This window comes from Oceanobacillus sojae (genome assembly GCF_900162665.1).
Classification (GTDB): Bacteria; Bacillota; Bacilli; order Bacillales; family Amphibacillaceae; genus Oceanobacillus; species Oceanobacillus sojae_A.
Genome location: NZ_LT727809.1, coordinates 1 through 24,932 on the forward strand (window position 1 = coordinate 1; position 24,932 = coordinate 24,932).

Annotated in this window: 19 protein-coding genes and 1 rRNA gene; 15 read left to right on the top strand and 5 right to left on the bottom strand. The window is 38.3% G+C overall.

Annotation, left to right across the window (positions count from 1 at the left end; translation table 11 throughout):
- Positions 1-116, top strand: a 5S ribosomal RNA gene (rrf, locus tag BN1068_RS00310).
- Positions 117-247: 131 nt separating this feature from the next.
- On the opposite strand, the gene BN1068_RS00315 is transcribed toward rrf, so the two are convergent.
- The 3 genes from BN1068_RS00315 to BN1068_RS00325 all read right to left on the bottom strand — a co-directional run bounded on the left by BN1068_RS00315 (position 248) and on the right by BN1068_RS00325 (position 3,150).
- Positions 248-1,420 carry a dicarboxylate/amino acid:cation symporter gene (locus BN1068_RS00315; protein ID WP_077600851.1) on the bottom strand — a complete coding sequence of 391 codons (1,173 nt, stop codon included), beginning with the start codon at positions 1,418-1,420 and terminating at the stop codon, positions 248-250.
- 150 nt (positions 1,421-1,570) lie between these two features.
- Positions 1,571-1,765 carry a hypothetical protein gene (locus BN1068_RS00320; protein ID WP_077600852.1) on the bottom strand — a complete coding sequence of 65 codons (195 nt, stop codon included), beginning with the start codon at positions 1,763-1,765 and terminating at the stop codon, positions 1,571-1,573.
- Between the two features lie 116 nt (positions 1,766-1,881).
- Positions 1,882-3,150, bottom strand: a complete 1,269-nt coding sequence (locus tag BN1068_RS00325; RefSeq protein ID WP_077600853.1) for a BaiN/RdsA family NAD(P)/FAD-dependent oxidoreductase — start codon at positions 3,148-3,150, stop codon at positions 1,882-1,884.
- A 220-nt stretch (positions 3,151-3,370) separates the two neighbouring features.
- Here BN1068_RS00325 and BN1068_RS00330 point away from each other — a divergent pair, with 220 nt between their 5' ends.
- The 6 genes from BN1068_RS00330 to BN1068_RS00355 all read left to right on the top strand — a co-directional run bounded on the left by BN1068_RS00330 (position 3,371) and on the right by BN1068_RS00355 (position 9,623).
- The gene (locus BN1068_RS00330) at positions 3,371-4,993 is read left to right on the top strand and encodes a putative polysaccharide biosynthesis protein (RefSeq protein WP_077600854.1); all 1,623 of its coding nucleotides are present in this window, start codon (positions 3,371-3,373) and stop codon (positions 4,991-4,993) included.
- A gap of 16 nt (positions 4,994-5,009) precedes the next feature.
- Positions 5,010-5,744, top strand: coding sequence for a pseudouridine synthase (locus BN1068_RS00335; protein ID WP_077600855.1), 735 nt, complete (start codon positions 5,010-5,012; stop codon positions 5,742-5,744).
- A gap of 2 nt (positions 5,745-5,746) precedes the next feature.
- Positions 5,747-6,307, top strand: coding sequence for an RNA 2',3'-cyclic phosphodiesterase (gene thpR, locus BN1068_RS00340; protein ID WP_175637034.1), 561 nt, complete (start codon positions 5,747-5,749; stop codon positions 6,305-6,307).
- A gap of 176 nt (positions 6,308-6,483) precedes the next feature.
- On the top strand, positions 6,484-7,413 hold the full coding sequence (locus BN1068_RS00345) for a nuclease-related domain-containing protein (protein WP_077600857.1): 930 nt from the start codon (positions 6,484-6,486) through the stop codon (positions 7,411-7,413).
- Between the two features lie 35 nt (positions 7,414-7,448).
- Complete coding sequence (locus BN1068_RS00350) at positions 7,449-8,357, top strand: diacylglycerol/lipid kinase family protein (protein WP_077600858.1); 909 nt, start codon at positions 7,449-7,451, stop codon at positions 8,355-8,357.
- 447 nt (positions 8,358-8,804) lie between these two features.
- Positions 8,805-9,623, top strand: a complete 819-nt coding sequence (locus BN1068_RS00355) for a phosphotransferase family protein (RefSeq protein ID WP_077600859.1) — start codon at positions 8,805-8,807, stop codon at positions 9,621-9,623.
- Between the two features lie 19 nt (positions 9,624-9,642).
- On the opposite strand, the gene BN1068_RS00360 is transcribed toward BN1068_RS00355, so the two are convergent.
- A complete protein-coding gene (locus BN1068_RS00360; protein WP_077600860.1) occupies positions 9,643-9,924 on the bottom strand; it encodes a YtzH-like family protein in 282 nt (93 codons plus the stop codon).
- Between the two features lie 192 nt (positions 9,925-10,116).
- On the opposite strand from BN1068_RS00360, the gene trmB reads away from it, so the two are divergent.
- The 6 genes from trmB to helD all read left to right on the top strand — a co-directional run bounded on the left by trmB (position 10,117) and on the right by helD (position 18,314).
- A complete protein-coding gene (trmB, locus tag BN1068_RS00365; protein WP_077600861.1) occupies positions 10,117-10,752 on the top strand; it encodes a tRNA (guanosine(46)-N7)-methyltransferase TrmB in 636 nt (211 codons plus the stop codon).
- A 249-nt stretch (positions 10,753-11,001) separates the two neighbouring features.
- Entirely contained in the window at positions 11,002-12,267 is a 1,266-nt protein-coding gene (gene uraA / locus BN1068_RS00370) for a uracil permease (protein ID WP_077600862.1), read from the top strand.
- Between the two features lie 693 nt (positions 12,268-12,960).
- Positions 12,961-14,151, top strand: a complete 1,191-nt coding sequence (locus BN1068_RS00375) for a hypothetical protein (protein ID WP_077600863.1) — start codon at positions 12,961-12,963, stop codon at positions 14,149-14,151.
- 27 nt (positions 14,152-14,178) lie between these two features.
- A complete protein-coding gene (locus BN1068_RS00380; protein ID WP_077600864.1) occupies positions 14,179-15,408 on the top strand; it encodes a Zn-dependent hydrolase in 1,230 nt (409 codons plus the stop codon).
- A gap of 71 nt (positions 15,409-15,479) precedes the next feature.
- Positions 15,480-15,719 (top strand): hypothetical protein, encoded by a 240-nt coding sequence (locus tag BN1068_RS00385; protein ID WP_077600865.1) that lies wholly within the window; start codon positions 15,480-15,482, stop codon positions 15,717-15,719.
- Positions 15,720-16,004: 285 nt separating this feature from the next.
- Positions 16,005-18,314 (top strand): RNA polymerase recycling motor HelD, encoded by a 2,310-nt coding sequence (gene helD / locus BN1068_RS00390; RefSeq protein ID WP_077600866.1) that lies wholly within the window; start codon positions 16,005-16,007, stop codon positions 18,312-18,314.
- 49 nt (positions 18,315-18,363) lie between these two features.
- On the opposite strand, the gene BN1068_RS00395 is transcribed toward helD, so the two are convergent.
- Positions 18,364-19,935, bottom strand: a complete 1,572-nt coding sequence (locus BN1068_RS00395) for a peptide chain release factor 3 (protein ID WP_077600867.1) — start codon at positions 19,933-19,935, stop codon at positions 18,364-18,366.
- 285 nt (positions 19,936-20,220) lie between these two features.
- Between BN1068_RS00395 and BN1068_RS00400 the strand changes: the two genes are divergently transcribed.
- Both BN1068_RS00400 and BN1068_RS00405 read left to right on the top strand, forming a co-directional pair.
- Complete coding sequence (locus tag BN1068_RS00400; RefSeq protein WP_077600868.1) at positions 20,221-23,334, top strand: DEAD/DEAH box helicase; 3,114 nt, start codon at positions 20,221-20,223, stop codon at positions 23,332-23,334.
- 208 nt (positions 23,335-23,542) lie between these two features.
- Positions 23,543-24,739 carry an ornithine--oxo-acid transaminase gene (locus BN1068_RS00405; protein ID WP_077600869.1) on the top strand — a complete coding sequence of 399 codons (1,197 nt, stop codon included), beginning with the start codon at positions 23,543-23,545 and terminating at the stop codon, positions 24,737-24,739.
- Positions 24,740-24,932 lie beyond the last annotated feature (193 nt).

Here is a 24,932-nt window from a genome sequence, read left to right on the forward strand (position 1 = left end):
TCTGGTGGCGATAGCGAAGAGGTCACACCTGTTCCCATGCCGAACACAGAAGTTAAGTTCTTCAGCGCCAATGGTAGTTGGGGGCTTCCCCCTGCGAGAGTAGGACGTTGCCAGGCACATTGAAAAAGAGTTAAGCATAATAGTGCTTGGCTCTTTTTTATTATTTTTCATGATAGAAAAATCCCTTTTCGATTGAGAGAAATTTTGTCTTCTTAATCAAAAAGGGCATACTTAATAATAATATATTTTATTTTTTGGTAATATGCCAGCGATTGTTGATTGAATCAGTTATACTTGCAATCGCACCGTCTCCCGTAACATTACATGCTGTACCCAAGCTGTCTTGAGCAAGATACAGTGCAATCATTAATGATACCATCGTAGGGCTGAAACCTAACATTGATTCGAGTAACCCAATAGATGCCATCACTGCTCCTCCTGGAACTCCAGGTGCGGCAATCATCGTAACTCCTAGAACAAGTAAGAAGGGAAAAATAGTTCCAAATGTAATGGATTCTCCTTGTAAAAATAAAACAGCAGTGGCACAGCTCAACAGGGTAATCGTGCTTCCGGATAAATGTATATTTGCAAGTAAAGGAATTGTAAAACCAGCAATATTATCTTTTACCTTTAATTTTTTGGTCTGCTCCAATGTAACAGGAATTGTTGCAGCAGATGATTGAGTTCCAAGTGCTGTAAAATAAGCTGGCAACATTGTTTTTAACATCTGAAAAGGATTCTGCTTGTTTAACGCCCCAGCAAAAGAGTACTGAAGAATTAAGTATAAAATATGTAATAGAATAATCATTACAAATACAACAGCAAATACCTGTAGAATCGATGCTACCTGACCTGCGTGAGTCATGTTAGCAAAAATTCCAAAAATATGAAATGGTAATAACGGGATAATCGCTTTACTGATAACTAATTCTACGATAGAACGAAAATCATTAAAAACATTTAATAAAGCATTATTTTTTAAAGCAGCCATTCCAATTCCTAAAACAAATGCAAGAATAAGTGCAGTAACTACTTCAAAAGGCGGGTGTAATTCAAAATCTAAAAATCCTCCCAGCAGTGCACTGCTGGGATCATTAAACATGGTTAATGATTGTCCGTTTAAAATAGCTGGGTAAAGATTGCTTGCGGTTATGAATGCAATGATACCAGCGAAGATAGTGGATGTATAAGCAATTAAAGCGGTAATGGATAATAATTTCCCAGCTCCTTTACCCATGTAACCAATCCCGGGGGCGATAAAACCAATAATGATAAGAGGGATAATGAAACTTAAAAATCCGCCAAATATATCATTAAAAGTGGCAAATAAACGAATAAGCCAATCATTTGCAATTATTCCGATAACAATACCAAGAGCAATTGCAATAATAATACGTAATAATAAACCAAATCGTTGCATAAAAACTCTCCAATCTAATTTGCTTATAGCTCGTAATGAGTCATAGTATAACTTAAATTGTAGCTGATAGCCAGACAGATATTTCATTTGAATAAGCATAACTAATAAAAAATGGGAAGTACCGCAAAGGATACTTCCCTGTCTGACATATTAACTCATTCCAAATGGCCCTAACGTTTCAGGATCTTTTTTTCCTGAGTTTGATTTTTGTTTCGAGCTAAAAAAAGGTGCTGCCTGTTGCAGCGCCTGACCTACATTCTGTTGTTGATTGGTCATAGAATAAAATGTAGCTGCGCCGATACCGACAGAGGCAACCAGTGGAAGCCAAATTGAGTTTTTTTCCATACTAATCCTTCCCTTCAACAAGTGTGAAAAAGGCAGTTATTAGCAGCTGACCAACAGATAGAAAGCCAGCCCAGACAAGCTTATTATTTCCGTAGAAAAATAAATTATGAAAGTAATTAATTAACATCTGCTTTTGTGTCGAGAGCTGCATTCATCCCGGCGATTCTGCCGGTAACCAGGGCAGAGGTAATATTATATCCCCCGGTATAGCCATGTATATCTAAAATTTCTCCGCAGAAATATAATCCATGCATCATTTTTGATTTCATTGTGTTGGGAACAATTTCTTTAATAGAAATGCCTCCGCCGGTAACAAAGGCTTTTTCCATCGGAAGACTGCCATGTACTTGGAAGGTAAAATTTTTAATATTTTTCACAAATTCAAGCGTGGTGCTTTTAGATATATTGGCACATTTTTGTTCTGCTCCAATATCATGCTTTTCCATTAAATAATCAAGAAGACGTTCAGGAACCAGTCCTTTGACTGCATTCTTAAAAGCTTTTTTGGGATTTTCTGAAAGAGTATCCTTTATTTGCTTGAATAAATCATCTTCTGTTATTTCCGGTAAAATATCAAGATGCATTTCTACAGCATTTCTGCCGCGCATAAGCTCTTTGACAACAAATTGGGAACAGCGTAAAACGGCAGGGCCGGAAATACCGAAGTGGGTGAAAATCATATCCATCTGATGCGTGACGATTGGTTTTCCCCGCTTATTTAATACGCTTAAACGAATATTTCTTAAAGAAAGACCCTGAAGTTTTTTTTGCTTAATAAATTCTTCATTTGAAGTAAGTGCCACTTCTGTAGGGTATAACGCAGTTACGGTATGTCCGGCAGTTTTTGCCCACGGGTAGGCATCACCTGTAGAACCAGTATGAGGTACAGCTTTCCCACCTGCAGCAATAACAATAGCTGCAGCTTTAACAGAATCATCTTCTTCAAGATGTACAGTGTGTATATCTTCACCGTATTCTATAGCCGTTACTTTCGTATTCATTTTCACCGTAACACCTTGCTCTTCCAATTGATGGATAAGAGCATTTACAACATCCATTGCTTTATTTGATGCCGGAAACATTCTGCCATGGTCTTCTTCCTTTAATGCAATTCCGAGACCTTCAAAGTAATCAATAATATCATAATTATTAAATACGGAAAAAGCGCTATATAAAAATTTACCATTACCGGGAATATGCTTTATCACTTCCTCTTGTGGTAAGCGGTTGGTTACATTACAACGGCCGCCTCCGGAGATGGCTAATTTTTTGCCAAGTTTTTTTCCTTTTTCAATAAGCAGTGTTTTTGCACCATGTTCAGCTGCTGAAATCGCAGCCATTAATCCGGAGGGTCCTCCGCCGATAACGACAACATCATAATTCAAAGTTTTCCCATTCCTTTCTTTTCCATGCGTATCGTAGCATTTTCTAAAAAAATGTACAATATATATTATTTATTCGTAATAATAAAGAGTTTTCATAGGATTTGTCGATTTTTAGCAATTTAAATCAAAGAAAGCAGCCAAAAAGTATGCTAAAATTAATAGGAAGTGCTAAAATAAAGCAATCTATTTTATTAATCTAATTGTAGGTGAAAAAGTTACAATGTCAAATATGCTAAGAGGAACGATGCTGTTATCAGGTGCATCCTTCCTGTCCAGATTTTTAGGAATGATTTTTGTTATACCGTTTTTTGCAATTGTTGGTACGGCAGGAAGCGCGTTATTTACATATGCGTACACTCCATACAGTATTTTTATCAGTTTATCCACCGTTGGGATTCCTGCGGCAGTATCGAAGTTTGTGTCTAAATATAATGCTTTAGGGGATTACCAAATCGGGATGCGGATGTTTCGGGCTGGCAGCGCATTGATGCTTGTCACTGGTGTTATTGCGTTCCTTGTAATGTTTTTATCAGCTGATTGGATAGGAGCACGGCAAATTAAAGGAGACGGCGGGCCAATTACCCCGGATGATATAGCTTTTGTTATTCGGATGGTCAGTTTTGCGTTAATTGTTATTCCGGCAATGAGTATTGTCCGGGGGTTCTTTCAAGGGAATCAATCGATGGGGCCAACTGCTATTTCACAGACAGTAGAACAAATTGTTCGTATCATAGCTATTTTGGCCGGCTCATATATTATTGTAAATTATTTTAATGGATCAATTACATTAGCAGTCGGTTTTGCTGCATTTGCAGCTTTAATCGGTGCGCTTGCATCATGTTTGGTTCTATTCTGGTATTGGCGAAGGAGAAAACCGTTTATTGATAAACAAATTGCCAAACAGGAAACAACACATGATTTTCGCACAGTTGATTTATTTAAGGAATTATTCCGCTATGCCGGTCCATTTGTATTAGTCGGCTTAGCTATTCCGCTGTATCAGCTTGTCGATCAGTTTACATTTCAGCCGGCAATGGTTGCAAGCGGCAGAGGTGCATTATATGATACAGAATTAGCGGTAATTAATAATTTAGGACATAAAATAATTATTATTCCAATGACGATTGCTACAGGATTATCTATGGCAATGCTTCCATCATTAACAAATGCTTTTACACAAAATGATCAACCTGCTTATAAAAAGCTCATTAATCAGGCTTTACAGGTTATTATGGTTTTTGTTATTCCTGCAGCTGCCGGGATTGCAATCCTTTCTGACGAAATTTTTGGGGCTTTATTTACGCTGGAGGATATTGAGATTACCGGCTCATTAATGGCGTGGTATGCTCCAGTAGCATTGCTGTTTGGACTTATTACCGTTACAGCAGGAATGCTGCAGGGGGTTAACCAGCAGAATTATGCAGTTGTCAGCTTGCTGGGCGGCTTATTAGTGAAAGTAATTTTTAACAGCCAGTTTATTCATCTGTTTGGCGGCAAGGGTGCAATTTTAGGTACGGCGATTGCAGCAGGAATTGCTGTCGGTCTCAATTTAGCACGATTAAAAAGAACTGTGAATTTTTCATTTAAACAAACAATTAAACGAACGATTTTAATATTAATTTTTACTGGCATGATGTGCTTCGTAATTGCTGTATTAAAATTTGCTTTCAGCTTCTTCCTGCCATATCAGGAGGTACGCTGGGCAACGGTTGTCATGCTTCTGGCCGGCGTATCCGCCGGAGGATTGTTTTATCTCTATTTAGCGTACAAATCAACTTTGCTGGATCATATATTTAATGGAAGTGTACCAGGTTTAAACCGATTAAACCGCATGAAAAGATAGAAGTTGGGAGATTCCTATGCGATTAGATAAATTATTAGCAAATATGGGCGTCGGAAGCAGAAAAGATGTAAAAAAGCTGCTGAAAGCGAAAAAAGTCACTTTAAATAATAAAGTAATCAAAGATGGCTCTGTTAAAGTAAATCCAGATGAGGACAGTATACGTGTAGAAGGGGAGCCCATTATCTACAAGGAATTTATTTATTTAATGCTTCATAAGCCTCCTGGTGTTGTATCAGCAACTGTTGATGTAAAAGATAAGACAGTTACTGACCTGTTATCGGAGCAGGATAAGCATTTTCAGCCTTTTCCAGTAGGAAGACTGGACAAAGATACGGAAGGGTTATTATTAATTACAAATGATGGGGAACTGGCCCATCAGCTGATCTCACCTAATAAAAATGTTTCGAAAATGTACCGTGCAAAGGTAAAAGGAGATCTCCCGCAGGATGTTGTTCAACAATTTGCTGCGGGTATTACTCTGGATGACGGCTACCGCACTAAACCAGCTAAACTCAAAATAGTAGCTGCAGCTGAAGAACCAGGGGTTTCTGAGGTCGAAATAGAGATTACAGAAGGAAAATTTCATCAGATCAAGCGGATGTTTGAAGCAGTAAATGCTAAAGTTATCTATTTAAAACGGTATCGAATGGGCGAGTTGAGCATAGACAGCCAATTACCATTAGGAGCTTATCGCCCGCTGACAGAGGAAGAAATGGCGTACTGCTTCCGTTTAAAAAATAAGGAGTTTTGATGATGTCCCATTATTTTATTGGTATCCAGGTGAAGCCGGAACTGGCAAAGCAATTATCAGTATGGCAGACAAGTCTAAGCAACCAGCTTCCATATAAGCAATGGACAAGCAGGACGGACTTTCATATTACACTTGTTTTTCTAGGAGATGTGGATGAGAATTTAATACAGACTCTTCAAAGCAAACTCCCATTTGCAGCAACTTATTCAATATTTGATATAAAAAGAACCACGTTAGGGACGTTCGGAAACAAGCAGCATCCGAGGGTTCTCTGGATGGGTATTGAGAATAATCCAGTATTAAACCAGATTCAGAGAAAAGTTGTTCAAATCTGTGAGTCAATTGGATATAATAAAGATAACAGAGCATATACTCCGCATATTACAATAGCTAAGAAATGGGCAAAACAAGATAAATTCTTAACTGAAAAGATTTGGAATGATGTATTGAATAATATGCCTGACTTAGACGATAAATTTAAGGTGGATGCTTTTCATTTATATAAAGTACACCCTGCGTCAAATCCCAAATACGAGATTGTTCAAAGTTTTCCATTGAGCTGAAAGCAATGAATGAGTACTGCGAGCGTATATAGATAAATGAGTTTGTAAATCGACGGTAAAACGATCTTTGCAGCCCTTTTTTATAGTGCACAGCACAGGATAAATATTTTCTATTTAAAGCATTCAACTAAAGAGCTGACGAATGCCAGGGTTTCTAATGAGAAAGAGGAGAATAGATGGCACAGTTAATTAAGCTACAGGATTATATCTCAAGATATGAGTGGGATACATATCGCTATCCCACACAATATATCAGACAAAAGAAAGAGCAATGGCAGCGCTTCTATTCAGATTGGCTTAATCCTGTTCTGGAGGATGAAGAGCAGGCAGAAGCTGAAAATACGGAGGAAAAAATTTCTATTCTGCAGAAATGGAAAGAGCGTTTCATAAAAACGCCGGTTGTTGTAGAGGATCTAACACCTGATGAGAAGATAGTAAAACGAAAAAAAGACTTGATTAAAGTGCCTGATACAGAGGAAGAATTAAAACAGGTTTTTCTGGACCGGTTATTGGAAATTCAAATGAAATGGGCGTCATCAACTGTTTCACAGGTGTCTATTGTTGATTCTGGTTATTATAAAGATTCTTTATTGCGATTCTTATTACAGCGTTTTCCAGATACATATTTAGTGATGTACAGGCCGATATTTGAAGTGAAACAGGCGGCAGTTGAAACAGATATTATACTTATTACTCCCATTGGGGTAGAAATACTTGCTTTTGTAGAATTGAATACAGAGGAAGTAATTATGGCCGGAGATGAACGGACCTGGACCGTTACAGCAAAAAATAATGAAGAGCCGACACGTATTGTTAATCCATTAATTTCATTAAAAAGATCTGAAAAATGGATTGAACGTTTTCTTCATGCGGAGAATATTGATATTCCGATTAAGAAAATGGTTATATCCAGAACGAACCGTATTTTATATGCAACATCACCTTACCAAAGTGAGATTATTGATAAGCTGGCTTTCCCGGAATGGTTTCAGGATAAGAGGTCTGTACATTTACCGCTTAAGAAGAGACAGCTGAACGTAGCTGAAGCATTATTACGAAACAGCTTATCGCAGTCTATACCAAGACCGGAATGGGAAGAAGAATAAGCAGCCGGATTACTATAAGAAGAGGATAACAAAATATGTATTTATTGATTGTGAATCCGAATGCCGGAAATGGTCATGCCAAAAAGATTTTTGAACGAATTCAAAAAATGACCAGCTATCAAAATATAGAGCGAAAAACATTATTTACAAATCAGCCGGGCGATGGCCGGATTATTGCCGAAACTTATTCAAAAAATGAACATATAAAACAGGTTATTGTTATCGGTGGCGATGGAACGATGCATGAAGTAATGAATGGCTGGTCAAATCAGGCTGTGCCCATCTCATTTATCCCGGGCGGCTCCGGGAACGATTTTGCTAAAGGAACAGGGCAACGGAATAATGCTGAAAAACAATGGCAGAATCTCATTTCAAACCCGGCTAAGCATCATTTTTGGAACGGCTCATTTCAGCTGGAAAACGATCGAGAAAAAAAGTTTATAAACAGCCTGGGTATTGGAATTGATGCAGCTACAACAAAAATAGCGAATCACTCCCGTTTAAAGATTTGGCTTAATCATCTCAGATTAGGAAAGCTGATTTACCTCATTGCATTAATTCAAGCTATTTTGAGATTTCAACCAATGAATATCCATTTGACGTATGATGGAAGGACAAGACATATAGAAAATGCCTGGATGGTATCAGCGGCGAATCACCCCTACTGTGGAGGAGGATTAAAGGTAGTTCCTCATGCAACAGTTAACCCAAACCATCTTTCCGTATTGGTTATCCATCAGATTTCCAAAAAGAAAATCCTGTTGTTATTCCTGCTGGTTATCTTTGGGCTGCATCGATATTTAAAAGAAGTTGAATTATTTCAGGTAAAAGAAATGACAATGGAGGTTGAATCACCTGTCAGCTACCAGGCAGATGGGGAAACCGGCAGACTTCAGTATTGTTATGTAAAAAGAGATAAACAGACGGTACATATAAATAAATAGTAAGAAAAACAGATTGATTGAAGTTTCATTCTATTTTAATATAATTGATAAATCATATAGATATTGTAATTTTGCTCATTTATAGATACAATAAAGACTTAACACGTTAAAAAGAATCATATTATTTATCGGAAATAGAGAAGGATTGCTTACCTTATCTGTATTCGTAAACAGATAAAAAAAAGAATGGTCTATTACATAAAGTGAAACTTCATTCAGTAGGGTTTGCAACACATAGAATGTTTCGGCAGGACTGGGACTTTCCAGCCGAAGAGCTTTTGCGGTTACCTGCCCCATTAGGGCCGTTACTGGCTGCCAGACGTCCACTTAAATAATGAATTATTTTATTATTTCTTGAAGTGGGGGTCTTGCGGTCAGTTACACTGGGATAAATAAAGATTTTTCGGACGATCCTTGAATGCTAATTTTGAAAGATGGGAAGACATTATGATTAACTGGCTCGAACATGCTTTAGGTACAGGGTGGCTTGTCAGACCGGCTGGTGGTTTAACCGGTGAGGCATTTATAGCTGAAAAAAATGGGAAGCGTTTGTTTCTGAAAAGAAACACATCGCCCTTCTTAGCGGTACTCTCTGCGGAAGGAATTGTACCAAAGCTTATTTGGACAAAGAGAATAGAAAATGGTGATGTTATTACCGCTCAAGAATGGCTGGAAGGGCGTTCTTTGAATGAAGAAGAAATGAAGCAGCAAGCTGTGGCTGATTTATTGTATAAAATACATCATTCCTCTGAATTAATGCATATGCTTTTAAAAATGGGGAAAAAACCGACGACTTCAGATGAAAGTTTTGCAAAATTATGTTTGCAGTTAGAAGAAAATGGTTTAATACATGAGCATAAAGAGGTAAAGGAAGCAATTGGTTTATTAGAGATGATGCTTCCCTACACTAGAAATCAAAAGCTGGCAGTATGCCATTGTGATATGAATCATAATAATTTAATCCTAACAAGAGAAAATATGATTTATTTAATTGATTGGGACAATGCAACCATTGCTGACCCAGCAACAGATATTGGTATGCTCTTAAAATGGTACATTCCCCGGGAAAACTGGGAAGAGTGGCTTATCAATTACGGCATAGAACCGGATAGACAATGGTTTATTCGCATGTACTGGTATCTGCTTCAGGATAATCTGCAATTCTTATGCTGGCATTTTGCACGTCAAGAAAATGGAAAGGTTCAGCAGAGATTAAAAGAACTACTGGAAATTAACTGGTCCATTAAAGAGTTTATCGTATCATAAACTGCGCGCATACATCTTCTTACAGATTTTGCTGGACCATATTAATCCAGTGACTGATCTGATCCTGATGATCATCGATATGCTTGGAGCAATCAGAGATGACAGCCCCTTCTTTACCATATTGATGAATGCTTGACAGGACATCCTGAATATCCTGGTCAGAAAGTTCTTTTTGGGCTAGTATGGAAGCAGCAAGCCGTTCCAGCTGAGCATATTCATTGGGGGAACCAGAAGCATTAGATTGATGCTCATCCAGAATATCACATAATAGCTGCAGTTTGTTTTCCATAGATAATTGCATCTTAATTCACCTCATTCCTGAGCATAGTTTAAACGAATGATCATTTATTATTCACAGCAGCTTAACTTCTCTGACCTTCTTTTTTATAGAGGATGTTTAAAAAGTGATATATGAGCTGCGTTCTTTACGTACCGGGTTTACGGTTTTTGAAGTTATTACATAAGTAAAAGCAGTAAAGTGAGGACAATTTATATGAGACAAAGATATAAGCCTTGGGCTGACGATTATTTAAAAGAAAAAAATCATATTGCACTAGAAAATCCCGGACTGAATAAAGGGAAATGGAACAGCGTTTTTGGAAATGAAAATCCGATTTATGTAGAAATTGGCTCGGGTAAGGGGCAATTCATCACGGGGATGGCAAAGCAGTATCCAGATATTAATTTTGTCGGGATCGAAGTTGCCAAAAGTATTATTGTTTCAACTGTTCAAAAGGTGGATGAAGAAGGCTTGGGCAATATCCGCCTTTTAAATGAGGATGCGAACGATATCCGTTCTTTATTTGCGGATAATGAAGTTGAACAGATTTACCTGAATTTCTCTGACCCCTGGCCAAAAAATCGTCATGAGAAGCGTCGCTTGACTTATAAGAGCTTTTTAGAGCAATACCAGGATATTTTGTCAGAAGAAGGTCAAATCGTTCTGAAAACAGACAATAGGGGATTATTTGAATATTCCCTGGTTAGTTTTTCCGAATATGGGATGAAGTTGGCAGAAGTGAATTTGGACCTGCATGCGATAGAAGATGAAACAAATGTGAAGACAGAGTATGAAGAAAAGTTCTCTTCCAAAGGACATGTTATTTATCGCTGTAAAGCAAAATTCTAATCTTTTCAAATGAGTGATTGACAGCTATTGCATTTATTTGTCATAATGTAATATGATGTTATCGTATGTAATGAACCTTTAATCTGGTCCTGTGAGGCTGGTAAGGTCAATCGGATAAAGCAAAATATATATTCCTTTAGAGGATAATGTTCCTTTGTAAATTCTGACACCTTGCCTTCCAAATGGGTAAGGTGTCTTTAGGTTAGACAGGGTATAAATATGGAATTTACGTAGAAGGGACAGATAGCTATGAAATCAAGGGAAATACAGGTACATGAACGGCCGCCGTTATTACAAAGTCTGCCTTTAAGTCTGCAGCATTTATTTGCTATGTTTGGATCAACCGTTTTAGTTCCAATTTTATTTAATGTGGACCCAGCCACCATTTTAATGATGAATGGTTTTGGAACACTGCTTTATATTCTTATTACAAAAGGAAAAATTCCTGCATACTTAGGATCGAGCTTTGCGTTTATCTCTCCAGTTACAATGGTTCTGACGAATGGCGGAGGATATGGTGCAGCACTGGGTGGATTCTTTGTGGTCGGTCTTGTCCTGACCTTAATTGGGGTTATTGTAAAATACGCAGGTACGAGCTGGATTGATGTGATTTTCCCGCCGGCTGCGATGGGAGCAATTGTTGCGGTTATCGGACTGGAGCTTGTGCCTAATGCTGCAGACATGGCGGGACTGTTGCCTGGAGAAGATGCTTCCAGAGATATGACAGCTATTACTATATCTTTACTGACTCTGGGAGCCACTATTATTTACTGGGTAACCTTACGTGGATTCTTAAAAATTATTCCAATTTTACTTGGTATAGTGACTGGTTACATTATTGCAACCATGTTTGGAATTGTTGATTATTCAGCAGTGCGTGAAGCTGCCTGGATTCAAATGCCGACATATTATCAAATTGAGTTTAATTGGTCTGATATTCTTATTATCTTACCTGCTGCACTTGTTTTAGTACCGGAGCATATTGGACACTTAGTGGTTACAGGGAATATTGTAAAGAAAGATATGGTAAAGGATCCCGGCTTGGACAGATCGTTATTTGGTAATGGTATTTCCACAATGATTTCCAGCTTTTTCGGATCAACACCAAATACAACGTATGGCGAGAATATAGGTGTTCTCGCGATTACAAGAGTATATTCTACATGGATTATTGGCGGAGCAGCAGTACTTGCAATTCTTCTTTCTTTCTGCGGAAAACTGGCTGCCTTAATTTCGTCTATACCAACACCTGTTATGGGCGGGATTTCTTTATTACTATTTGGAATTATCGCAGTAAGCGGCTTGCGTATGCTTGTAGAGCAGCAGATTGATTATAATAAATCACAAAATTTAATACTGACCTGTGTCGTTTTAGCAATTGGTGTAAGCGGAGCAACGATCCAGCTGGGAACAGTAGAGCTGAAAGGGATGGGCCTGGCAACAATTGTCGCAATTTTAATTAGTCTATTCTTTAAACTGTTAGATATATTAAACTTATCAAATGAAGATAAGTAAAGAAGTTTAAACTAAATAATTCACTAAAAAAAGAACTTTGGCAGCATTTAAAGTGTAACGGAAGAAATTACATGCTGCTTTAAAGTTCTTTTTTCTATTATAAATTTTTCCAGATGAATAAAATTACAAGGAAATATAGAAAGCGATACCAATTCAGGAGCCATAACATTTTATTAGCTGTTATATAATAGAATGCAGTAATATCAAGCTGTAAAGCCTGTTAAATTCTTATTGACGAGTGGTCTCATTGGTGATAATATGTCGATTATCGACAAAATGATTTAATGGTTAACAACTGATTTGAAGCGAAAAGCATTACCTGGAAACAAATTATTCATTGAATACTTTGAAAACGAAGCAGTGCCATATTCTCATGGGCTGTATTTTTTACTCTTATATAAGTTCAGCTTAGATAGAATATGAATTTTTTTCAGAGAAGTATTTTTAGGTATTAAAATCTTTTATGTAATGCGGGTAAGGAATGTATCCAAAAAAACGAAATCTTTTGTTATACATTAAATAGTCAGAAAAATATGTGAATGCAATATTAATCTCTATATATTGAATTTACAAAGTTTTTCAATTGTATCGTTAAATCAGGTATTGATTGTCTATAGTCGTAAAAATGTTCATAACCTTTTTTTTAGACAGACATCAAGAATGAAACTATTAAATTTTGGAGGATGAATGAGCATGTCACAGATGTTAGCGTTAGTACTTATTGTTTTGATTTTATATATAGGGGATGTTGTTGCTGCCAGGACAAAAGCCTGGGTGCCATCGATTTTTGTCTGTGCAGTATTGTTTTTAGCTGGATATTGGACCTTTTTCCCGGAAGATATTGTTTCAGTAGCAGGGATACCTCCTGTAGTTGCTACAGCACTTATGTACTTGTTAATTGTAAATATGGGTACACTGTTATCTCTGCAGGAGCTGAAAGCACAGTGGAGAACTATTCTAATTGCATTTGCCGGTATTTTAGGTGTGGTTGTCTTTTTACTCAGCTTCGGAACATTACTATTTGGGTTCCAGCCGATGGTTGTTGCCATTCCTCCATTGGTAGGCGGGCTGGTATCTTCACTGATCATGTCTGAGGGAGCTGCAGACGCCGGGCTTGTCAGTCTATCCGTATTTGCGATTGTTATTTATGTTATGCAAGGCTTCGCCGGCTACCCTTTAACATCAGTTATGCTGAAAAAAGAAGGGAAGCGGTTATTGAGTCAGATACGCAGCGGGGAATTAGAATCAGTTGATGAGACGGCGGATAAAGAGACTGTGAAAGAATACGAGGGTGCAAGGTTATTTAAAAAGCTGCCAGAGCAATATAATACAAGTTATTTCATCTTTTTCAGATTAGCATTCACTGGTTTCCTGGCTTATATTGTTTCTACTTTGCTGGAGCCGCTGGTAACTATCAGTCCAATGGTGCTTTGCCTGTTATTTGGTGTCATTGGAAGAAGCGTGGGTTTCTTAGAAAAGCAGGCACTGCAAAAAGCAAATGGTTTTGGGTTTGCCATGTTAGGATTAATGCTATATGTTCTTGACGGATTAAGAAATGCTACTCCAGGTATGATGCTTGATATCATTTACTTATTAGTCGGCAGTATTCTTTTAGCAGTCATTGGTATGTATATTTTCTCATTTATCGTTGGAAAGCTTTTGAAAGTCAGTAAGGCAATGGCATATGCCATATCATTGACAGCCTTTTATGGTTTCCCGGCAGACTATGTTATTACGAATGAGGTTATCAACTCTTTAACAAAGGATCCAAAGGAAAGAGAAATTTTAACGAGTCATATGCTTTCGCCGATGCTTGTTGGAGGATTTGTGACGGTGACGATTGTGTCTGTTATACTAGCAGGTGTATTTGTTAATTTCTTGTAAGTATGTATTTAATGGAGGTATCATCACATGAAAGTTAGTCAGGAACGGATTGAAAAGCATATTAAACGTTTAAGTAAATATACAGCTACACCAAATGAGGGTACGACACGCTTAACGTATAGTGAAGAGGATCTACAGGCCCGCACCTATATAAAAGAGCAGATGAAAGCATATGGACTGGAAGTAAGGGAAGACGGTCTCGGTAATATTTTTGGCAAGCTGGAAGGCGAAAAGAAGGATGCTCCGAGTGTTATCGTAGGCTCTCACTTTGACAGTGTTCCGAATGGAGGAGATTATGATGGTCCAGCCGGTGTCGTTGCCGGATTAGAAGTAGCAGCTCTATTTCAGGAAAATCAAATTAAGCCGGCATATCCTTTAGAAGTTATCGCGATGATTGAAGAAGAAGGCTCCAGATTCGGCGGCGGTTTAATGGGATCCAGAGGAATTGCCGGATATCTTCAAAAGAAAGACATCGAACAGCTGAAGGATAAAAATGGTATCTCTGTGCCGGAAGCTATGAAAAAGATCGGTTTAGATCCTTCCTTAAACGTAAAACGTAACCCGGAAACAATAAAAGCATTTTTAGAAATGCATATTGAACAGGGGCCACTTTTAGAAGAAGAGCAAATTTCGGTTGGTGTAGTGGAATCTATTGTCGGATTAACACAGCTGGAAGTAACGATTTCCGGAAAAGCAGGACATGCTGGTACAACACCGATGGATCGTCGCTCAGATGCGCTGGTTGCAGCGGCGAATATTATTGCCAAATTCCCGCAGATTGCAATAGAAGAAGGAGAAGGAACTGTTACAACAGTAGGAAGACATGAGGTATTCCCAAATGGAGCCAATGTTATCCCGGATAAAGTGAAGTTCTCTGTCGATATTCGTTCAAGCAAAGAAGAGCATATTAAAAACGTAGTACAAAAAGTAAAAGACGTCATTGCGTCTTATGAAACGGATAATATCCAGGCTGAAGTAGAGCAATCGCTGTATATGGAGCCGAAGGAATTAAATCAGGAAATCCGTTCTCTGCTGCAAGCATCCTGTGAACAGTTAGATATATCATATATAACAATGCACAGCGGAGCAGGACATGATGCGATGGTTCTTTCTGATATAACGGATGTTGGATTGATTTTTGTTCCCAGCAAAGACGGTCTAAGTCATTGTCCGGAGGAGTGGACAGCAATACATGAGCTTGCTGCAGGTGTGGAAGTATTATATGAAACGGCATTAAAATTAATAGAAGAATCCTAGTGCTATTTTAGCACTGGGTTTTTTTATTATCGACAGCTTTTCTTACAAATAAAAGTCTGGTGCTGGCAGGTATGAGCTTTGCTAATGAACAGGCAGCGGACTATATTTCGTGTATCCTTCGAACTGCTGATAAATTAACGGAAAAAAATGTACATGACTTATTATTACATATTGATAAAAATAATTCTGTGAAGGAAGAGGAGCTGGAAGATTCAATTTCTGTATATCGGGCAAGCTTGAAATATGGAATGAAAATAGGATTTAACATGGCTAAATTGGAAATAAAAGAAAAATTTCATTCTTCCATATGATATATTGTTAGTACAAGATTGATTCAATTTATAGATAATGCTGATTATGTATTAATTATTTAATTGCATTTGTGCATTTTGAAGTAATAAAAGGAATGAAAAATAAACAGCAAAAAAGCCCGCTAAAAAAAGCAGGCTTTATATCTATGTATTGATTAATTTATTCAACAATGATAAAATATAAAAGTTAAAGATATACTTGATAATATATACGTATATATTATCATTATACAGTATAAGAATATATATGTCAACTATTTGTTTCGGTTTCAAAGGAGGAAGTTGATGGATAAGCAAAATAATAACCATGAATTTGAATATCAGCGGCTGGAGAAGGTATTAGATATTATTGAAAAGAAACAAACTGCTTTGAAGGAACAGTCCTCCAAGGTCAAAGAGGATGTCGTAGAGCTGCGTAAAACTTTTTGGGATGATATTACGGTCAACATGGATGAAATGGATGATATCATTGAAACACAGGAAAGCATTAAGCAGCAATCAAATATCCTTGCCCAAAAAGAACGGCATTATGGGAAAAATTATCAACGGATGAATCAATTAGAGCGGCTGAAAAATCAACCTTATTTTGGAAGAATTGATTTTCAGGAAGAAGGCAGTGAAGATATAGAGCAAATTTATATTGGTACTTCTTCTTTAATGGATGAAGAAGAGAAGGATTTTCTTATCTATGACTGGCGTGCTCCTATTTCCGGGATTTATTATGATTATGCTCCAGGACCGGTAGAATACAGGAGTCAGGAAGAAACGGTTCATGGGGAAATGAGCTTGAAGCGGCAATTTATGATTCGTAATGGCAAAATGAAAGGAATTTTTGATACATCGGTAACAATCATTGATGAGATGCTGCAGGAGAGTTTAAGTCAGGCGGCAGATACGCAAATGAAATCTATTGTCTCTACCATTCAGCAGGAACAAAATGCTGTTATCCGTCATCGCGGCAGTAAGGTGCTTGTTGTTCAAGGCGCTGCAGGAAGCGGAAAAACATCAGCGGCTCTACAGCGTATTGCTTATTTACTTTATCATCATCGGACCAATTTAACGGCAAATCAAGTATTATTATTATCTCCAAATGATTTATTTTCGAGCTATGTAGCAAATGTTCTGCCTGAGTTAGGTGAAGAGCCTGTTAACCAGCAAACTTTCCACCAATTTGTTTCTAATGGAACGGATAATGCACTGCATGTAGATTCACCATTTACTCAAATTGAAAAACTGATGCGTTTGGAGGAAAAAGAGCAGCAAACCAAATTAGAAGCTATCCAGCATTTTTCCAGTATTGCTTTTATGGATGATATTAATCGGCAATTAGAGAAATTAAACCGGACAAATCTTACTTTCAGATCAATCCGTTTTCGGAATGAATTACTGATTGATAAAAAAGAGATAGAAAATTATTTTGCATCACTGGAGAAAGATATGCGCCTTCCCAATAAAATGGAGCAGCTGAGGAATTGGCTGCTGCAGCGTATTCGTGAAATCCAGAAAGAAGAAATCAAAAAAGACTGGGTTCTGGATCAGATTCAGCTGTTATCCAAGGATGATTATATGAAGGCTTATCATGAAGCTGAAAGTGAGCAGGAGGAAAGCAGTATTCAGGATGAAGAAAAGGTTTTACGAGAGAAAATTATTCGTAAAACTTTTGCTCCTTTACAAAAAATGATACGTCAAAATCGCTTTGTCAATACATTTAAAATGTATATGGACCTGATAGCAGAGTTGAATGGGAATGATGCTATCCAGCAATATAAGGTAGAAGCAATAAGGCTGCTCCGGAAAAAACAGCTTCCATGGGAACTGGCAACAGCTTATAATTTCTTTAAAGGGGAGATAATTGGCCATGAAGTTACCCGCCCGGTGCATTTGATTGTTATTGATGAAGCACAGGATTATACACCGTTTCAGTTTGCGTATCTAAAGCATCTTTATCCGTATGCCAGCTTTACATTACTTGGTGATGTTAATCAGGCAATCTATTCCTATGCATCAAAGGAGAACCCAATTCAAGAAAATATCTCATATGAAGATAGTACAGAACGGATTGTATTAACAAAAAGCTATCGATCAACGAAGCAGATAGCAGATTTTACATCTTATTTTTCGCCAAGCGATGAACCGGTAGAACCTTTTAATCGCAGCGGTGCACTTCCAGAAGTGATCCGTCTGACAAAGTCGATTTCCGAAAAGGATGCACTGCTTTATAAAATAGAGGAGAAGCAGCAAGCAGGATATGAAACAATCGCCATTATTGCGAAGACAGCTGCTGGTTGTGATGATATATACCGGAAGCTGCATAAAGAAATAGATTTAAAACAAATTAATGAGGATTCAAAAACCTACCAAAAGGGTGTTGTTGTTGTTCCTGTTTATTTGGCGAAGGGGATTGAGTTTGATGCGGTAATTCTTGCAGATGCTTCTGATAAGTTGTATTCGCATGCTGCAGATAAATATCTGCTTTATACTGCGTGTACCCGGGCTATGCATGATTTAACGATTTTATTTTCCAATGAAATGTCTCCGTTCTTAAGCAAAGTCCCTAACGAGAAATATAGATATACGACGATTGTTGAGAGATAAGAAAAAGGATTTCTGCCCCTAATTTGAACGGGTGCAGAAATCCTTTTTTTTATTGATAATTATTTGTTTCAAAAAGGTCGATCAGCTCGATATCTGGATTTTTATCTTTAAACCAGTTTAATGCAAACTCATTACGGAAGAGCACGAGCGGCTGATCATGACGGTCGCGGACCAGCAGATTTCCTGAGTCAAATAATGAAGCATCAGCCTGTTCAGGCTTCAGCCATCTGGGAATACGCTCACCAATGGGCTCCATGATTACTTCCGCATTGTACTCATTTTCCATACGATAAGTAAAAACCTGATATTGTAATTCCCCGACTGCGCCCAGAATAAAAGAATCTGTTAATTTATCCCGGAACAGCTGTATGGCGCCTTCCTGGACAAGCTGTTCAATCCCTTTACGGAATTGCTTTGACTTCAATGCGTTTTTTGCCATTACCTTTTTAAAGATTTCCGGCGGGAACTGCGGCAGCTCATCGAATTCATATTTTTCTTTACCAGTAAGCAGGGTATCTCCAATTTGATAAGCATTTGGGTCATAAATACCAATAATATCTCCTGCATATGCTTCCTCGATAGTTTCCCTGGATGAGGCGACCATCTGCTGAGATTGGGCCAATTTTAATTCCTTTCCAGTCCGGGCCAACTGAACGCTCATACCGCGGGTGAATTTTCCCGAACATACACGTAAAAAGGCAATACGATCACGGTGCGCTGGATTCATATTTGCCTGGATCTTAAAAATAAATCCGGAAAAGTCTTCTTCCTGCGGGTCAACTGCCCCTTTGGTTGATTTTCGCGGTGTCGGACTTGGTGCTAAGCGGATAAAGGAATTAAAAAATGTTTGAACTCCAAACGGAGACAGTGCACTCCCAAAGAAGACAGGAGTTAACTCGCCGTTTAAAATCGCTTCCTCCGAATACGTATTTCCAGCTTCTTCAACAAGCTCTAATTCATTTAATGCGTCCTGGTAAGTTGCATTTTCAGTCAACTCCGGATGATTTTCCAATTCCTGATAAGGAATATAGGTTTCTTCTGCGCCAGGGTGATGCTGTACAAATTGCTTATTATCCCGGTCAAAGATTCCTAGGAAGCCTTTTCCCATGCCTGCAGGCCAATTCATTGGATAAGTATCAATTTCTAAAACCTCTTCCAGCTCCTCTAATAAAGCGAGAGGTTCTTTTCCTTCCCGGTCTAATTTATTCATAAAGGTAAAGATAGGAATACCGCGCATACGGCAAACCTTGAACAGCTTAATCGTCTGGGCTTCAATCCCCTTGGTGGAATCAATAATCATAACCACACTGTCGACAGCGGTTAATGTCCGGTAGGTATCCTCACTGAAATCCTCATGCCCTGGGGTATCTAAAATATTGATATGAAACCCTTCATATTGAAAGTTCATGACGCTGGATGTAACAGAAATACCACGCTGTTTCTCAATTTCCATCCAGTCAGAGGTAGCGAATTTACCGGATTTTTTTCCTTTAACTGTTCCGGCTGAACGAATCAGATTACCATATAATAACAATTTTTCTGTCATCGTTGTTTTCCCGGCATCGGGATGCGAAATAATCGCAAATGTTTTTCTTTTTTTTACTTCTTCTTGAATTGTCATAGCGAAATCCTTTCTATAGATAGACTGATCAATTATTAAAAGCTGTGCTGCCTGCTGATAGTTTGATCAGGAGCTACGTTTAAAATCATCATTTTTTTATTAGATGTTCAAGTGTTCTTGCTTTATAATAAACAATAGATATATCATACTACAATTTAACCCCATTCGTGAAATAATCAAAGGGAAAAAATAAAAAAATCTGGCCAGGTGCTTATTTATGACAGAATATAAGCCTGGCTGAAATTATGGAAGTATGAGAAATGAATGAAAAGGTCGTGCAGTAAGATGGTATGGATATCCAAACAGGAAATTAAAGAGCGGTGCGGAGAGCTGTCTTTTAAATATGGAGAACGTCTCTGGAAGAAAGGAAATGTCCAGTTGACCTTTCTCAATCAGCAGATTGTTGGCACAGTCAGAACAACTGATGATTTTCATATAACGCTGACGTACCGGAATAATAAAATAGAAAGCACCGGATGCAGCTGTCCGAAGCTTGGTTCGTATACATTGGATTGCCAGCATATTGCTGCAGTTTTAATTGGCATTCATGAAACTGGAGAGCCGGAAGCAGACAGTACTTCACTTACAGGAAAATCAGAAAAGGAATTCCGTCATCGCGGCTATTTTGAAACAAGGCAGGCTATTCCGGTTCATTTTTACTTGCGTATCCCCAAAAATCAAGAACGGAAAGCATTGCAAATGGCTGTGCAAATTGATGATAAACCTGTTAATGATATTTTCGCCTTTTTGGATGCATTAAAAAGTGGAACACGATTTTCAGTTGCTGAAAATATCTCATATGATGCAGCTAAATTTTATTTTGAAGATGACAGTAATCAGATTTTAGAACAGCTTATTCAGGCTTATGAGGACCAGCAGATGATTGGAACAGCTTTTGGGGATAAAACAAGCTGGATTTCTATTCCGGTAACAGTATGGGAGAGAATGGAAAGATTACTTCATTCCAGTCCGCTTGTTTCTTTATATTTGGAAGCTGATGCATATCACAAGCAGTTATTAAGCTTTTACGACGCGTTGCCCTCATTTTCTTTTCGTATCCGTCAAACAGGAATAAATTATTCGATTTCATTTTTGGAAAGAAGCCGGACAATATTTTTGCTGGCTTATCAGCTTATTTATCAGAACGGTTCTTTATATTTATTGACAGAGGAAGAAAAGCAGCTGATTCATTTATGTGAGCAGCTGTGGAAACAACAGTCGGGAACAATCGTTGTCAGCAAGGAACAAATTGTATCTATTTCTGTACTTTTAGAGCGGATCGGTGAAGTAGAGGACACAACCGGAACGCTGAAGAGTCTCTATACACCGCTTAAGGCGAACGTCTATATTGACCGCGTTCATAATCGCCTTCTGGCAGGTGTGGAATTTCAATACGGAGATAAAAGGATAACACCATTTGAGAAAACAGCAATGGTTCGCCGTGATAAGGAAAAGGAAGCAGAAATTATTGCGTTTCTGGAAAGGAGCGGCTTTGCAAATACGGAAGGCAGTTTTATTTTGCAAAATGAGCAGCTCGAATATGATTTTTTATATCATTACCTGCCTGAACTGTATAAGATGGCGGATGTTTTTGTAACAAATGCTGTCCGAAACCAGATCAGTAAAAAAAGGTTCCAGCCGATTGTACGTGTGAAGCATAAACGCGATCGAACGAATTGGCTTGCCTTTTCTTTTCAGGTGAAAGGCTTCTGGGAGCAGGAGGTTCGTCAGATTCTTGAAGCAATAGAAGAAAAGCGTCCATATTACCGGTTAAAGGATGGCTCTTTCCTCTCATTGGAAACGGAGGAAATAAAGGAATTGGAAAAATATCTGCTCTCTGTTTCAATGACGCCTTCTGAAATTTTGGAGGAAATTGAGCTGTCACTGAAGGAAGGGCTATCATTTGCTCATCAGATGGAGGATAACGGCTATTTGGCTGATGGAGCAGCAGTGAAAGAAATGATTCATGATATTCAAGCACCAGCCAATGAGAAGTATCCGATAGCGGCGGAGATTGAGCCTATTTTAAAGCCTTATCAAAAAGATGGTGTCCGCTGGATGCTGGCGATGGCTGAAGCTGGTCTTGGCGGTGTTTTGGCAGATGAAATGGGCTTGGGAAAAACGGTACAGGCTATTGCATTTTGTATGACGAAATATCAGCAGCAAACAGAGAAAAAAGCACCCGTACTGATTATCTGCCCAACATCTTTATGTTATCAGTGGAAGCAGGAATGGGAATTATTTGCACCAGGATTTTCGGTGGGAGTGCTGGACGGTTCCATTCAGGAAAGAAACCGGAAAAAGAAAACATTGCTTGAGAGAGACATATGGATTATTTCTTATGGTGTTTTAAAAAATGAAATCGATTGGCTGAAGAAAAATATAACCTTCCAGACAATTATTTTTGATGAAGCACAGACGTTTAAAAACCCGGCCACACAGGTTTTCCGGACAGCGAAAAAATTAAAAGCTGATTATCAGTTCGCTTTATCAGGAACTCCCTTAGAAAATAAAATGGAGGATTTATGGTCAATTTTTCATATTATATTTCCTGAGCTGCTGGGCGGATTAAAGGACTTTGCCTGGCTAACTAATGATCAGGTTTTAAGGAGAGTCCATCCATTTATGCTGAGGCGGGAGAAAAAGGATGTTCTGGAGGATATGCCGATAAAAACGGAATATATCGAACGTGTTCCGTTGACAGAAGAACAGAAGCAAATTTACATTTCGTATTTATCTAAATTGAGACATCCAAAATTTAAACATTTGGATAGGGATACGATTCGTAAAAACCGTATTCGAATTTTAGCAGGATTGACCCGTCTGAGGCAAATCTGCTGTGATCCTGCATTATTTGTCCGTGACTATGATGGGGAATCTGCCAAGCTTCAGCGCTTAATGGAAATTGTAAAGGATGCAAAGCGTTCAGGAAAGCGTATGCTGATTTTTTCCCAGTTTACGCAAATGCTGAAACGAATAGGCGATTTATTGAGAACAGAGGAGATAACCTATTTCTATCTGGATGGACAGACGCCTTCGGAGGACCGCCTGCAAATATGCCGTTCATTTAATCAGGGAAAAAATGATATTTGTTTAATATCTTTAAAAGCAGGGGGAACAGGATTGAATTTAGTGGGAGCAGATACGGTTATTTTATATGATACGTGGTGGAATCCGGCGGTAGAGGATCAGGCAATTGACCGCGCGCACCGGATTGGCCAAATATATGATGTAACAGTGGTTCGTATGCTGGCTGAAGGTACAATTGAAGATAAAATGTATGACCTCCAGCAGAAAAAAAGAAAGTTGATCGAACAGATGGTACAAACAAAGGATCTATGGAACCATCAGCTGACAGACGAAGATGTGGAGAAGCTGCTTCAGGAAACATTGGAATAAATAATGGGCTCAGAGCGGGATGGTGATTCATCTTTGTCTCTGAGCTTCTTTTTTAACGTAAATAAAACTTCTGCTAAACCAATGGAATAAATTGAAAGTATGAAATCATTTTACATAATCTGATAAGAGGCTTGACGTTTATTCAGGCTAATGATTATGCTTAAGAAGAAAGAGAATAAATCTGAATGAAATCAAGGGAGGCTGCTTTATGGTTACATCAAAAGAAATCATGGAACTTACTTCAACCTATGGTGCAAATAATTATCACCCATTACCGGTAGTTGTTTCAGAGGCTGAGGGAGTCTGGGTAAAGGATCCGGAAGGAAATAAATACATGGATATGCTAAGTGCATACTCAGCGGTGAATCAAGGGCATCGACATCCTAAGATAATTCAAGCGTTAAAGGATCAGGCAGATAAAGTGACACTGACTTCAAGAGCTTTTCATAATGAACTGTTGGGGCCGTGGACGGAGCGTCTTGCCAAATTAACAAAAAAAGATAAGGTATTGCCGATGAACACAGGAGTTGAAGCGGTAGAGACAGCAATAAAAGCTGCCCGCAGATGGGCATACGAGAAAAAAGGTATAGAGGATAATCAGGCGGAGATTATAGCTGCCAAAGGTAATTTTCATGGCAGAACAATGAATGCGATTTCATTATCTGATGATCCTGGTGCAACAATAAACTATGGTCCGTTTGTTCCTGGTATTTATAAGATAAATTATGGAGATGTTCAAGCTTTAAAGGAAACGATTACGCCAAATACAGCAGCAGTTATTTTGGAACCGATACAGGGAGAAGCAGGTATCCTTATTCCGCCGGAGGGCTATTTGCAGGAGGTCCGAAAAATTTGTGATGAAGAAAATATCCTATTTATTGCCGATGAAGTACAAACCGGATTTGCCCGGACTGGAAAGATGTTTGCCTGTGAATGGGAAAATGTGGAGCCGGATATATATGTAATGGGGAAAGCGTTAGGTGGAGGTGTTATGCCTATTTCTGCCATTGCAGCTGACAGGGATATTATGGATGTATTTACACCTGGTTCACATGGCTCGACTTTTGGAGGGAATCCGTTAGCCTGTGCTGTTTCTATGGCTGCATTAGATGTAATCGAAGAAGAAGGTCTTGTCAATAAATCACTTGAGCTGGGCGAGTATTTTGCTATTGAATTAACTGCTATTGACCATCCTGATTTGAAGGAAGTCCGTTCTAAAGGATTATTTATCGGTGTAGAATTTAATAAGCCTGTACGTCCGATTTGTGAAGCTTTGAAGGAGAACGGAATTCTTTGTAAAGAAACACATGAAACCACGATCCGCTTTGCACCACCGTTAACGATCAGTAAAGAGGAACTGGACTGGGCTCTGGATAGAATAAAGAAAGTGCTGCAGACTAATTAAATAAGAACTATTGAATGAAGAGCTCTAATGAGAAAATCATTAGGGCTTTTTATTATTTCTCAACTTTCGTACCTTAAAAAGTAACTTGCTTATCCTGGCAGGGTAAGGTATAGATGTTTATTCTCAGGTGCGGAGTTGAGTTATTATAAAACATCAATTCCCAAACAGTGGAAGTATGAAATAAGTGATTAAG